Annotated in this window: 12 protein-coding genes; 2 read left to right on the top strand and 10 right to left on the bottom strand. The window is 61.4% G+C overall.

What is annotated here, in order from left to right:
• Positions 1-9: 9 nt before the first annotated feature.
• Entirely contained in the window at positions 10-903 is an 894-nt protein-coding gene (locus BFQ03_RS11435) for a LysR family transcriptional regulator (RefSeq protein ID WP_032861451.1), read from the bottom strand.
• Positions 904-1034: 131 nt separating this feature from the next.
• Between BFQ03_RS11435 and BFQ03_RS11430 the strand changes: the two genes are divergently transcribed.
• Positions 1035-1460, top strand: a complete 426-nt coding sequence (locus BFQ03_RS11430; RefSeq protein WP_065943122.1) for an ester cyclase — start codon at positions 1035-1037, stop codon at positions 1458-1460.
• Positions 1461-1503: 43 nt separating this feature from the next.
• On the opposite strand, the gene nfsB is transcribed toward BFQ03_RS11430, so the two are convergent.
• The 5 genes from nfsB to BFQ03_RS11405 all read right to left on the bottom strand — a co-directional run bounded on the left by nfsB (position 1504) and on the right by BFQ03_RS11405 (position 5727).
• A complete protein-coding gene (nfsB, locus tag BFQ03_RS11425; protein ID WP_065943178.1) occupies positions 1504-2157 on the bottom strand; it encodes an oxygen-insensitive NAD(P)H nitroreductase in 654 nt (217 codons plus the stop codon).
• Between the two features lie 113 nt (positions 2158-2270).
• Positions 2271-2582 (bottom strand): putative quinol monooxygenase, encoded by a 312-nt coding sequence (locus BFQ03_RS11420; RefSeq protein ID WP_032861341.1) that lies wholly within the window; start codon positions 2580-2582, stop codon positions 2271-2273.
• 127 nt (positions 2583-2709) lie between these two features.
• Positions 2710-3603, bottom strand: coding sequence for a glycine betaine ABC transporter substrate-binding protein (locus BFQ03_RS11415; RefSeq protein WP_083204833.1), 894 nt, complete (start codon positions 3601-3603; stop codon positions 2710-2712).
• Positions 3604-3637: 34 nt separating this feature from the next.
• Positions 3638-4519, bottom strand: coding sequence for a LysR family transcriptional regulator (locus tag BFQ03_RS11410; RefSeq protein ID WP_065943121.1), 882 nt, complete (start codon positions 4517-4519; stop codon positions 3638-3640).
• 35 nt (positions 4520-4554) lie between these two features.
• Positions 4555-5727: an L-dopachrome tautomerase-related protein gene (locus tag BFQ03_RS11405; RefSeq protein ID WP_065943120.1), complete on the bottom strand. Its 1173-nt coding sequence runs from the start codon at positions 5725-5727 to the stop codon at positions 4555-4557.
• A 413-nt stretch (positions 5728-6140) separates the two neighbouring features.
• Between BFQ03_RS11405 and BFQ03_RS11400 the strand changes: the two genes are divergently transcribed.
• The gene (locus BFQ03_RS11400; RefSeq protein WP_065943119.1) at positions 6141-7580 is read left to right on the top strand and encodes an FAD/NAD(P)-binding protein; all 1440 of its coding nucleotides are present in this window, start codon (positions 6141-6143) and stop codon (positions 7578-7580) included.
• Here the strand turns inward: BFQ03_RS11400 and BFQ03_RS11395 are convergent.
• Genes BFQ03_RS11395 through BFQ03_RS11380 form a run of 4 tightly spaced genes read right to left on the bottom strand, consistent with a single transcriptional unit; the run spans position 7577 to position 12212 of the window.
• Positions 7577-8845 (bottom strand): efflux RND transporter periplasmic adaptor subunit, encoded by a 1269-nt coding sequence (locus BFQ03_RS11395; protein ID WP_065943118.1) that lies wholly within the window; start codon positions 8843-8845, stop codon positions 7577-7579. The two genes, BFQ03_RS11400 and BFQ03_RS11395, sit on opposite strands and share 4 nt — an antisense overlap.
• Positions 8835-10316: a TolC family protein gene (locus BFQ03_RS11390; protein ID WP_065943117.1), complete on the bottom strand. Its 1482-nt coding sequence runs from the start codon at positions 10314-10316 to the stop codon at positions 8835-8837. Before BFQ03_RS11390 ends, BFQ03_RS11395 begins: the two co-directional genes overlap by 11 nt.
• Complete coding sequence (locus tag BFQ03_RS11385) at positions 10309-11508, bottom strand: ABC transporter permease (protein WP_065943116.1); 1200 nt, start codon at positions 11506-11508, stop codon at positions 10309-10311. Before BFQ03_RS11385 ends, BFQ03_RS11390 begins: the two co-directional genes overlap by 8 nt.
• Positions 11505-12212 carry an ABC transporter ATP-binding protein gene (locus tag BFQ03_RS11380; RefSeq protein WP_032861329.1) on the bottom strand — a complete coding sequence of 236 codons (708 nt, stop codon included), beginning with the start codon at positions 12210-12212 and terminating at the stop codon, positions 11505-11507. The genes BFQ03_RS11385 and BFQ03_RS11380 overlap by 4 nt, the downstream gene beginning before the upstream one ends.
• Between the last annotated feature and the right edge of the window lie 112 nt (positions 12213-12324).

The raw sequence follows: 12324 nt of genomic DNA, 5'->3' as shown, positions 1-12324 counted from the left end.
TACGGTCACTCAATCCAGGTGCTGGAACGACTTGACGATAAAGTCGATAAACACGCGGGTCTTGGCCGGCAGGTGTTGCCGCGAAGGGTAGACGAGGTTGATTTCCAGGCGGGGCAGGTCCCAGTCGGTCAGCACGGGAGTCAATCGCCCGGCGGCGATATCGTCGTGTATCACATACGTTGGTTGCGCAAGGATACCCATCCCTTGCAGCGCGATGGCCCTGAGCAGATAACCGTCGTTGGACTCGAACGCAGGGGTGACGGGTACCGTGAGGGTCTCGTGCTCGCGCTGGAAAGTCAGCTCATAGGGATCAGTGGCGTAGCTGTAGAGCAACAACTGATGCTCAGCCAGCGCCTGCGGATGTTCGGGGTGACCGTTGCGTTCGAGGTAGTCCGGCGAGGCGGCCAGTATGCGCCTCGTATCGGTCAGGCGGCGGATGACCAGGCTGGAGTCCGGCTCGCTGTCACGGGTACGCAGGGCCACGTCGATGTTGTCATCGATGATGTCGTGGTAGCGATTCTCGGCCACGACATCCAGGCGCACATCCGGGTACAGCACCTTGAACCTGGGGACTAGCGGCAAGATATGTTGCAGGCACAGGGATAAGGATGCGGTCACACGCAACACCCCGGCTGGATGATTTTTGCTCGCACTGACCGCCTCGGTAGCGCCTTGCATCGTCGTGAGGGCCGCCTTGGTGCTGGCGTAGAACACCTTGCCGACTTCGGTGACGAACAAGCGCCGGGTGCTGCGCTCGATCAGCCTGACGCCGAGGCGATTCTCCAGCGCCGCAAGGTGCCGGCTGGCGGCCGCACTGGAGAGGTCCAGGGCCTCTGCGGCCTTGGTTACGCTGCCCAGTTCCACGACCTTTACAAACAACTCATATTCGGTCCAGCGATCCATCAGCATTGCTCCGCTGCGCGCAAGTGTGTTTTCCATCTACAGACTTTTTCAGGTTTGTGCCGCCGGTTAACCTTTTTCTGCCCCTGCCAGTCTAGCCGTTGGGTGCAGGGAAAAACTTGATCGGAGTCGAAATGAGCAAGAATCTGGATACAGTGAAAAAGTACTTCAAGTATTGCGTCGACGGTAAGGATGTTGAGCGCGTAGCGGAGTTTTTTGCCGACGATGTGGTGGTTCATCGCCCCGATTGTCCGGCGCCTATCGTCGGTGTCGAACCTTTCAAGCAGGCCTTGCGCCTGAACGTCACCGAACGCTACGACTCGATCGAGACCATCTTCCAGAAGGAAGTGGTGGCCGGCGATGTGGTGGTGGTTGCGCTGATGCATCACGCCAAGGGCTCCAATACCTGGCATGGCTACGATGTCAGTGGCAAGGACCTGGCCTGGAGCGCATTGACCTATTTCCGGTTCAATGCCCAGGGCAAGGTGGTCGAGGAAATCGTCGAGCGCAATGAGCTGTTCATGGCCAGGCAGCTCGGCATTTTTACTGACGGCATCTAGCGCCTTGCGCGGGGCTCCTGGAGGCCCGCGCAAGTCACTGCAATCAGATAAAGTCGAACAGCCCCTGGGCCGGCAACCGGGACTTTGACAAGCGGGCGTTGAAGTCCTCGTTGCTGCGATAACCCAGGCTCACCACGACTGAACTGGTAAAGCCGCGCTCACGCAGCCCCAGTTCGGTATCCAGCACCTTGCTGTCGAAACCCTCCATGGGGGTTGCATCAAGGTCCAGTGCCGCAGCGCCCAGCAACAGGGTGCCCAGGGCCAGATACGTCTGTTTTTCCATCCAGTGCTGAACGTCCTTGAGATCATAGCGATGCAGGTTGACAAAGCTGCGTCGTCCCCGGTCCTGGCCGGCCTTGGCTTGCGCGTCGTGAAAGCGCCCATCGCTCGCCTCTTGACTGAGCAAGGCCTGCAGGTACTCCTCGGACATCTGGGTGCGGGTACACAGCACCAGCACATGGGAGGCGTCGAGGATTTTTGCCTGGTTGAAGGCAAAGGCACCTTCCACACTTTTGGCAATGCGTGCTTTACCGTGCTCACTTTCTGCGACCACAAAATGCCAGGGTTGCGAGTTGACCGACGAAGGACTGTTGCGCAGTTGTTCCAGCAACAGCTCCAGAGTTGCCTTGGGAATCCTGCGTGAAGCATCGAAGAGCTTGGTTGTATAACGACGTTTGGAAAGCGTGATCAGGTCGATCTTTGAGGCTGTGGAGCAGGGAAAAGTCATGACAGTCTCCGGTGTGTTTTCGCGGGTTTGCAGATGAGGTACCCCGTCCAGCCCCTTTAACACAGGGGGGGGGACGGGGTTATTTAGGCAATAGCCTTGTAGAAATTCACTTGCGCCTCATCCAGGTAGGCGAGGATCTTCGCCGGCAGGCGCTCGGTAGGCTTGGCCGGGCCGAAGGCCTTGTAGAGGGTTTCAAAATGCGCGTGCAGGTCCTCGACGCTTTCCCATTGTTCGTTGAGGAAAAACTTGTCGGGGTTCTCTTCGTCCTGGTGCCACTGATAAACCACGGCCTTGTCATGCTGGCGTGTGAGCTTTTGCGAAACGGCGGCGACATCACGAAAGAATTCGGCCTGTTTGCCTGCTTTGATGGTGCCGCTGAACACTAGATAAAGCATGGTGGATTCCTCATTGGTGGGTCATTGCAGAAAGCCTGCAATACCAAGTTAATCCCCAGGAACACCGGCTTGTAGCCAGCCCGTGGCGAATTCAGAATTCGTCAAGTGCATCGAAAGACACGCCTGTTCAGGCCAGCGGCGCCAACCAGGCCCGCAACGTTTGCGGGTGTCTTGCCAGCCAGTCACTCGCCGCTTCGTCGGCCGACTGTTCGCCGCGATTGAAGGCGTCGTCGAGCTCGGCAACGATGGCGTTGGACAGGCGAATGTTGTCCAGTACCTGGATCTCGGCCGCCGTCAGCAGCGCCAGGCGATCCTCGCGAGCCAGTAGCACCGCGCGGTCGATGCTACCGAGCAAACCCTTGGGGTCCTTGAGGTCACGAATGCGGTAGCGGTGATGCAGGAACTGCGGATGCCACAGTGGCACGACGCCCCAATGCTGTTGGCGATACAGGGCTTCAAAGGCGTCAATGCAGTCATCCTGGGTGCCTGTGCGGAACTGATACCCGGCGCGGCTCAAACCGTACTCGTCCATGATCTTCAGCGAGAACCGGGTAATCCCGGCACCCGGCCCGATCCCCTGGATCAGCGGGTTCATCCGGGCGCGGACTTCGGGCTTGAGCAGGTCCTCGATGGAGGCCACTGCATGCTCGCTCACGTAGTCGGGCACCCCCCACAATGCATACGGTTGGTAATGCAGGCCCAGCTCGCGAGTGGGCGTCACCGCGTCGACCGTTTGCTTGTAGATCCCGTGGCTGAACGGAATCCAGGCCGAAGCAAGCATGTCGATCGTGCCTTCGCGCAAGCGCTTGAAGTTGTCTTCGTGCAGGGCATATTGGCGCTCCACGGTCAGGCCCATGTGTTGCATGACCTGGGCGACTACCGCAGCGGTTGCACGGTGGAACGACAGGTCAGTGACGCCCAGCCGCACAACGCGCGAACCGCTGGCGATGTTGGCCCGGGTGAAGTCTTGATGGGTCACAGAGACTTTTTTGCCCGGACGCCTTGGTGTGGTTTTACCCATGTTTTTTTCCTTCACAGTGATTGAACGGGGGAGGTCAGGCGTCGCCCTGGAATTCGGCGCTCATGAACTCGACAAAGGCGCGGGCCTTGGAGGAAATCAGGCGGGCGCTGGGGTAAATCGCCCAGATATCCCGCGTCTGCTCCAGGGTGTGGGACGGCATGATGTGCACCAGTGCGCCGCTGTCCAGCGCAGCCCTGGCGTTCCACAGGGAAATGGAGGCGATGCCCAGGCCATCGACAGCGGCAAGTCGTGCGCTTTCGCCGCAATTGACCCGCAGCGAGCCGCTGATCGCCGGGGCATCGGTGGACGGCGCGCCGATGAAGCGCCAGTGATCCTCATCGCCCAGCAGGATGCAGGCGTGCTTGATCAGGTCGGCGGGCACCACGGGCTCGCCATGGGCCTTGAGGTAAGCCGGCGCTGCACATAACACACGCTGGTCGCAGCCGATCCTGCGGGCCACCTGGGATGAGTCCTTGAGGGCCGCGATGCGGATCGCCACATCAATGCCAATCTCGGTCAGGTCCTGTAGTTCATCGGAGAGGATCAGGTCGATCTTCAGTTTTGGATTGGCGTGCAGGAATCGAGTAATCGCCGGCATCAGGCACATGCGTGTGAAGGAGCCGGGGGCCGAGACGCGCAGTATCCGCTTGGGCACATCCTCGCCCTTGACCGCCACGAAATAGGCTTCGTCCACGGCTGCCAGCACCCGGATCGCATGGGGCAGGAACACCGCGCCGTCTTCGGTCAGGCTGACCTGCCGGGTGGTGCGGTGCAGCAGGCGCATGCCCAGGTTTTCTTCAAGCTTGGCCAGTTTATGGCTGGCCACCGAGGGCGCCAGCCCCAGCTCCCTGCCGGCGGCGGTGATGTTGCCCAGCTCCGTTGAACGCATGAACAGTTTCAGCGCTTCGATGTTCATCGTGCAGCCTCGTCAGGGGGTGACTGAAACGATGTCTAGCGCGTGGGCGCGGGTGCGGCATCGATCTTCACCCGCAACAGGCTGTAGGGTTTCTGGCGCAAATCCTTGCCGGCGTGAAAGATGCCCTGGCGATGCAACTGGTTGGCCATGAAATACAGATAACCGTCGGGGCCGATCGACAAGGTGTCGGGCCAGAGCACACGCGGGTCGTGGACGATGGTCTGCCACTGCCCATCCGCCAGGCGTTTGCGCACGCTGTTGTGTTCGTAGTCGCCGGCATAGAGGGCACCGGCCGCATCGGCCTCAAGTCCATCGGAGGCGCCTTTTTCCCCAAGGTCCTGGACCGCCATGTCGAGCCGCGTTTCGCTGACCGAGGGATCACGCAGCAGCGCGGTCGGCACGGCATACAGGTGGCGGCTCGACAGTGGGCAGAAATATAAGGTCTGGCCGTCAGCCGACAGGGCGATGCCATCGGATGCCACCGAGAAAGGTCGGGTGCTGCCGTCGGCACCGCGCACCTTGAGGACCTGGCCTTCGACCTTGGGCACGAAGTGTGGGTCGACCGACGTCGAGACGGCACCACTGAGCCGGCGTATGGCCGTACCGCTGGCGATATCCATGACAATGATCGCCCCGGGGCCGGAGAGGGACGAGTCGGTGATGTAGATCACCCCCTCGTCGCCCACCCGAAAATCAAAGCGCATGTCGTTGACGTAGGTGCTGGGCAGCATGACGTTTTTCGGGAAGACCAGGGTCTTGACCACTTGATTGGTGGCCAGGTCGACGGCGACCAGCTTGGCGCCGCCAGGTGTCGGCGTCGAGAAGCCGGGTGCGGCGGTGTCCAGGATCCAGATGCGCCCGCGCCCATCAGCCACCACACTTTGCACACTGATAAAACCCTTGGCCGGGTCCTTTGGGTCGGCCTGGTTCATTGCCAGGTCAGGGTAGGGCACGACCTTGCCATCGCGCAGTTCACCGACGGTGAACGGGACTGCGTCGCCCCAACGTGGAAAGTTGACAAAAATGCGCCCGTTTTCGGCAACGCTGACGCCGGTGGGCATGGCGTCGTGGAAGGCGAACACCTGCTCGATGACGCCCAGGTTCTGCTCGCTGGGCAAGTTCGTCGGGGTGGCGGCCTGGGCGGCCTGGCTGCCGATGGCAATCGTCAAGGCAAGGGCAGACCAACTGAAAGGGTGTTTGAGGTGCATGGCAGGCTCCGGGCATCAGGTATGAATGCGTGATGCAATCCATGGTGTGCGTTCCCGGTAGGCGAAAAAAGCCACTAATGCCGCTAACAGTTTCATTGAAAACGATAAAATGCAGGGCGTTTGTGCCTTGATTTGCAACTGTTGGCCAGCCAACACTCAATCAACAGTTTGCTGGTTTATGGATGTGTGGAGTGTTCACGCGGCTATCTGAAGCTGAGGCGTTATTGGGCTTTTCAACCTTGGCGTAACTCCTGCAATGGACCAGGCCTGGCTATTTAACGAAAGAAACCGGCCACCAATCGCTCAGTGTCGATGCAAATTTTTCAGCCAGCGGAACCACCGCATGTGTCAGATACTGGGCGCGGGGCAACTGGCATGCTATTTATCCGGGTAAACGGTAAGGGCGTATTTTCATGAGTGAAACCGAACGCGGACAGGCGACTGGGGCCATTCGCAAGGCCGATGTGCTGATCATCGGTGGTGGCCTGAGCGGTACGATGCTGGCCGTGCAGTTGCTGCGTTTGCCGGGCGCCCGGCAGATTCTGCTGATCGAGCCGCGCGCAGAACTTGGGCGTGGCGAGGCCTATAGCGCGGTAGAGTTGGGGCACACCCTCAATGGCAATGCCGCGCGCATGAGTGTGGACCCGGACAATGCCGATGACTTGACCCACTGGTTGACCGAGTACATCGCCGCTGGCGGCTGGCCGGAATCGGACCAGCAACATGTGCCTGTCAGCGAGCTGTTCCCACCCCGGGGGATCTTTGGCCTGTACGCGCAACAGCGTCTGGCCCAGGCTCGGGCGGGATCGGCGTCAACGGTGGAGCATATTCGCGCCGAGGTCGTCGACGTGCAGGTGGAGCCGGCCGGTGTGCGCCTGACCCTGGATGACGGCCAACAACTGCACGGTGCCCAGGCCGTGCTGGCCACCGGCATGTTCCCGGCGGCGCGCACGCCACAAACCCAATCCAGTGGCTTGAATGCGGCGGCAGTGGACCCGTGGGATGTGCACGCCATGACGCAACTGGACCCCCAGTCGACTGTGCTGATCATCGGCTCCGGCCTGACCATGGTCGATGCCGTGGTGTCACTGGAGCAGGCTGGCCATCGCGGGCCGATCGAAATTTTTTCGCGCCATGGCCTGCTGCCCCATGTGCGCCGGCAACCACCGGCCTGGGTGGACTTTCTCGCTGAAGATCACAGCCTGCGCAGCCCGCTGCAATTACTGCGCGAAGTGCGCCGCCAATGCCAGAGCGCCCTGGCCCAGGGCATCGACTGGCAAGCGCCACTGGATACCGTACGTGCCCATATCGGCCGTTTATGGAGCCAGGCCAGCGAACGCCAGAAGCGCCAGTTCGTACGCCATGTACGGCCCTGGTGGGAGAGCCATCACCATCGCTCGCCACCCCTGAGCGCCGAGTTGGTAGCGCGGCTGCATGAGGAAGGGCGCCTGCGGATCCAGGCGGCATCGTTCCAGGGCCTTGAACCCACGGTAAACGGCGAAGTGACCCTGCGCCTGCGCCGTCGTGGCGAACAGCACACCACCCACGTCAGTGGCGCGGCGTTGATCAACTCCAGCGGGATCGAATATGACTGGCGCCGCGTGGCCCGGCCGTTGCCCCGGCAACTGCTGGCACGCGGCTTGATCAAGCCTGGGCCATTGGCCTTGGGGATTGCGACGGATGCATCGGGGGCGGTGCTGGACGAGCAGGGCGTGGTCAGTGAGCGGTTGTTTGCCATGGGCCCACCGCTGCGCGGCATGTGGTGGGAGAGTACGGCGGTGACGGATGTGGCGCTTCAAGCTAAAGCGTTGGCATCAACGTTAACGCTCCTACAAAAATGGATCTGCGTTTAATTTGGGGTCGCATCCATTTTTACGAAACCGGGCTTGAGCCCGAACACTTCCACGCCCTGCGCGGTGGACTGGCCGGTGGTGACCGTCACCCGTTCCACCGGCTTGTCCATCGCCGTCCGGTACTCCACGCTCATGGTCCCGGCATCCTGGCTGATCGCCTGGGCCGGCACGATGATCGCCTGCTCATTGTTATAGGTCACGATGGTCAGGCGGGCGCTCATGCCCAGGCGGACCCTTTGCAGCTGTTTCTCGGTCAATTTGGGAATGGACAGGGTCACCTGGAATTGCGCGCTGCCCTGGTTATCATTGGCGATCGCCAGGCCGCTGACCACACTGACTGAACCACTCAGGTGCTCGCCATCAAAACCGTCGCCCATGACCTCCACCGGCTGGCCCTGATGCAATTGGTTGATATCCAGTTCCGAGACTTTGGCGACGATCTTCAGGCGTTCGATATTGGCCAGCCCGAACAGCACCTGGCCCTGGCCGACCTTGCTCCCGGCCTGTACCGGTGGGTTGCTGTTACCGCCGCCCTGGGGGCTGTTGCTGCCTGGCGCGGGCACGACGATCCCGGAAAACGGTGCCTTGACCTCCTGGCCTTCGAGCAGTTTGCGCAGGGCCTCGTACTTGACCGTGGCATTGGTCAATTCCATGTCTGCAATCTGCCGGTACTCGCCCTTGCCCTGGTCCAGGGCCTGCTGCAGTTCGCTGCGGGCAGCGCTGAGGTCCAGTTGTTGCTGCTGGGCCTGTTGCTTGAGGTCGTCCAATTCATTGCGCGGGATGATGCCGCGCTTGAACAGGTTTTCGCTTTCAAGCAGTTTGCGCTGGGTGTTGTCAGCACTCATTTGCGAGGTGCGCAGGCTGCGCCGGGCGCGGCTGACGGTTGGGCCGGCGTCCCAGTCCTGCATTTCCTGCACGGTACGCCGGGCTTTGAGTTGTGTGGAGAGGGCTTCGCGCAGTTGCACTTCAAGGGTGGCAGGGTCCATGCGCAACAGGACCTGGCCAGCTTCGACCCGTTGGCCCTGTTCCACCAGGTTGGCTTGCACGTTGCCATCGAAGGGGGCCGTGAGGGTCATGGTGGTATCCGGTTCGATCTTGCCTACCAGACCGATCTGGTGCACCAGGGAGTCACTTTTCACCTCCAGCCATTGCTCGGCTGTGCCAGCCTGATCGGCGGCAGGCGTTGGTCGACTGAGCAGCGCGAATCCGGCAGCGCCCAGCAGTATCAGCAGTCCAGCGCCCAGCAGGGCTTTTCTAGTAGTCATTGAGGGCGATTTCCCAACTTTCCAAGGTCATGCCCAGCGTCAGGTCGAGCTGGGTCTGGGCATTCAAATAAGCAATCAGCGCATTGAGGCGGGAGTTTTCGGCACTGCGCAAGTCAGCTTCGAAACTCAGCACCTGGAAGTTGGTGGAGCGCCCGGCGCCAAGTTTTTCCCGCTCGATCTCGATCTTGCGCCGGGACAGTTCCACGGCCCGCTGGGCAATTTCATACTGGCGCCAGCGGGTGCCAAGGTCGCGCACCACGTTATTGACGCTGCGCTCCAGTTCCTGGCGCGCGTCGGTGATCAGGATGGCCTGGTTCTCCACATCGACCCGTGCGCGGACTTCAGCCTGTCGGGTACTGATATCGCCGATGGGAATACGCACCTGGACACCGGCATAACTGTCCCAACGCCGATTGCTGGTGCTGCCCGCGTCGTTATCCGTGTTGGCGCGGATCTGATTGGCCCCACCCACCAGATCGACCTGCCAGCGCCCGGAATCCTTGGCGATCACCAGGTTGAGATCAGCCTGCTGGCTGCCCAGCAGGGCCGCGAGGTATTCAGGTTGCTGGTTCTGCGCCAGGTTGAAGGCTTCGCGTTTGTCGATGTCCATGCGCGAGGCTTCCAGGGCTTCGGTGGCACGGATCGGTGTCGCCAGGTCCAGAGCCAGCAGGCGCAGCAACGACAGACGACTCATATCCAACTGGTTCTGGGCTTCCTCGACACTCAATTGCTGCGAGGCGATGTCGGCTTCGGTCTGGACGATTTCGAACTCGGCCATGCGCCCTGCATTGATCAACGCCTTGTTTACCTCCAGCAGGGTATTGGAACGCTTGAGCGCTTCCTGGGCGATGCTCAGTTGCTCCTGGGCCCGCAGCAATTCACGGTAGGTGGCGATGATCTGGCTGATGGTCTGTGCGACGTTGGCCTTGAGGTTCAAGCGGTTGGCCTGTTCGGAAAGACGCGACAAACGTAGCGGTGCAGTGGTGGCGTCCCAGCCGGCACCGCGCATCAGCGGCTGGATGACGGCCAGGTCCAGGCCGTCGCTGCGGTAGCGCCCGGCGCGGTTGGCATTGTTCAGTTGTTGGGTCCAGCCCATGCTCAGCCGGGTGCCGTATTCGCCAAGCAAGCTGGTGGTGGGTGCCAGGTTGGCATTCCGGGCGCGGTCGTCGCTGCCCTGGGTGGTGCGGTAGGCACTGTTGAGTACCAGCTTGGGGTTGAAGGCGTCTTCGGCCACCCGCAGGTCGAACTTCTGTGCCACCCGTTGCAGGTACGCGCTGCGAATCGCCGGGTTGTTGCGCAGGCCCAGGTACACCGCATCGCCCAGTGTCAGGGTGGTGAGTTGGGCATTGAGTGAGACACTGCGCTCATAGCCGCTGCGGGTGGTGGTCGGCGCCGAAGGGCGGATCACGATGTCGGCGGCCACACAGGGCAGGCTTGCCAGGGCGATCAGCAGCAGCAGGGGTTTATTCATCACGCAGGGCCTCCACTGGCTGCAAGCGTGACGCCGAAATGGCCGGGTAGATGCCGAAAAACAATCCCACCAACAACGTACTGCCCACGCCCAGGGGCAGGGCCGAGACGGCCAGGGAAAACTGCCAGCCCGATAGCCAGGCGTAGAGATAGGCTGCCCCCATGCCCATTACCGCGCCACACAGCGCGCCGACGGCGGTGAGGGTGACGGCTTCGAGCAGGAACAGGTTGCGGATATCCCGCTGGCGAGCACCCAGGGCCATGCGGATACCGATTTCCCGGCGGCGTTCCGAGACGTTCATCAGCATCACATTCATCACGCCGACCCCGCCGCCCACCAGGGAGATGGCCCCCAGGGCCAGCAATAGATAGGCGAATGTACGGCTTTGCCGGGTCATGCCGTCGATCATTTGCTGGGGGATCTGGATCTCGACGGTGTGGTCCATGAGTTGAGCGCTCAAGGCTTTGGTGGCATCGGATGCGATGCGCTCCATGTCCTGGCCTGGCGTCGCGCGCAGGACCACACTGCCGACCTGCGGCGAGGAATAGATACGGCGCATTCCCGCTGCGGGGATGAACAGTGACTCGTTGGTTTGCACTGGAATCAGCATCGAGCGCGGTTGGTTCTGCAGGATACCGATGATGAGGAACAGATAGTCGTTGACCCGTACCCGATCGCCCAGGCGTAACGGGTCACCGGGCATGCTCAACGCTTGGGCGATCTGATCGCCGACCACCGCGTAGGTTTCGCCGCTGTCGAACTCGGACAGGAAGCGACCTTCGCGCAGCGCCAGGCGCATGGCGTCCTTGAGGCCGGGGGTGCTGCCAATCAAGCCGGTGTTGGTGGTGCGACCATGAAAGACGACCGGCCCGCTAAACGAGGAAATCGCACCGATGTGGGCGATGCCTGGCACAGCCTGGCGTACGGCCTGCAGGTCCAGGGTGGTTGGCATCGGCACGGTGCTGTTGCCCTTGGGCGGGAACTGCGCCACCAGGGTATCGGTGCCCATGTCCTTGAAAATCATGGCTGCATCTTCGGCGGCGTTATGCCCGATATTGATCAGCGCGACCACCGATGAACTGCCGATGACGATCCCCAGCAAGGCCAGGATGGAGCGCTTGCCCAGGGTTCGCAGGCTGACAAACGCTTCGTGCAGCAACTGGCTCAGGCTCTGTTCGACCCGCAGGCTCATACGCACTGCGCCTCATGGACCACGCCATTGCGTACCAGGATCTGGCGATTCAGGCGTTCGGCGATATGCGGGTCGTGGGTGACGATGATCAACGTGACGCCTTGCTCGTGGTTCAGGGCCAGCAGCAGATCCATGATGTCCTGGGCGGTGTGGCTGTCGAGGTTGCCGGTGGGCTCGTCAGCCAGGATCACCGCCGGCGCGCCCACCAGGGCCCGGGCAATCGCCACCCGCTGGCGCTGGCCACCGGACAGGTCGGCGGGGCGATGATGGGCCCGTTCGGCCAGGCCTACCTGCTCCAGCATATGCAGGGCGCGCGCCACCGACTCCTGGCGCGATACGCCGCGATAACTCAGGGGCAGGGCGACATTGTCCAGGGCGCTGAGGCGTGGCAGCAGGTTGAAACTCTGGAAGACAAAGCCGATCTGCTGGTTGCGGATGGCGGCCAGTTGATCCGGCGTGGCGTTGAAAATGTCATGGCCGGCGAAGCGATAGGCGCCGCAGTCGGGCAGGTCCAGCAGGCCGAGGATATTGAGCAGGGTACTTTTGCCGGAACCGGAGGCGCCGAGGATGCCGCAGCTTTCTCCGCGTGCGATGGACAGGTTGACATCATTGAGAATGGCCAGGTGCTGTCCGGCCAATTGATAGCTTTTACCGATGCCTTGCAGAGAAATAAAGCCTGGGAGCGTTGGGGTATCTGTCATCATGACTACGCCTTGCGCTTTGGCAATCCGGCGCATCCTGAAAATATTTGTAACATCTTCAGGGCCTGCGGTGTGGCTGCCAACAGCTGGTTTTTATTCTTTTTTTAAAAACATT

Origin of the sequence: Pseudomonas sp. 25 R 14 (assembly GCF_900004755.1) — a bacterium.
GTDB classification, from domain to species: Bacteria; Pseudomonadota; Gammaproteobacteria; order Pseudomonadales; family Pseudomonadaceae; genus Aquipseudomonas; species Aquipseudomonas brenneri.
Note: the sequence above shows the minus strand (reverse complement) of the source record. Positions and strands in the feature narration are given on the sequence as shown.

Excerpts from the sequence above, each read along its gene's own strand:
- BFQ03_RS11435 (WP_032861451.1), bottom strand. The coding sequence starts at position 903 with ATGGATCGCTGGACCGAATATGAGTTGTTTGTAAAGGTCGTGGAACTG.
- BFQ03_RS11430 (WP_065943122.1), top strand. The coding sequence starts at position 1,035 with ATGAGCAAGAATCTGGATACAGTGAAAAAGTACTTCAAGTATTGCGTC.
- BFQ03_RS11420 (WP_032861341.1), bottom strand. The coding sequence starts at position 2,582 with ATGCTTTATCTAGTGTTCAGCGGCACCATCAAAGCAGGCAAACAGGCC.
- BFQ03_RS11415 (WP_083204833.1), bottom strand. The coding sequence starts at position 3,603 with ATGGGTAAAACCACACCAAGGCGTCCGGGCAAAAAAGTCTCTGTGACC.
- BFQ03_RS11410 (WP_065943121.1), bottom strand. The coding sequence starts at position 4,519 with ATGAACATCGAAGCGCTGAAACTGTTCATGCGTTCAACGGAGCTGGGC.
- BFQ03_RS11405 (WP_065943120.1), bottom strand. The coding sequence starts at position 5,727 with ATGCACCTCAAACACCCTTTCAGTTGGTCTGCCCTTGCCTTGACGATT.
- BFQ03_RS11400 (WP_065943119.1), top strand. The coding sequence starts at position 6,141 with ATGAGTGAAACCGAACGCGGACAGGCGACTGGGGCCATTCGCAAGGCC.
- BFQ03_RS11395 (WP_065943118.1), bottom strand. The coding sequence starts at position 8,845 with ATGACTACTAGAAAAGCCCTGCTGGGCGCTGGACTGCTGATACTGCTG.
- BFQ03_RS11390 (WP_065943117.1), bottom strand. The coding sequence starts at position 10,316 with ATGAATAAACCCCTGCTGCTGCTGATCGCCCTGGCAAGCCTGCCCTGT.
- BFQ03_RS11385 (WP_065943116.1), bottom strand. The coding sequence starts at position 11,508 with ATGAGCCTGCGGGTCGAACAGAGCCTGAGCCAGTTGCTGCACGAAGCG.
- BFQ03_RS11380 (WP_032861329.1), bottom strand. The coding sequence starts at position 12,212 with ATGATGACAGATACCCCAACGCTCCCAGGCTTTATTTCTCTGCAAGGC.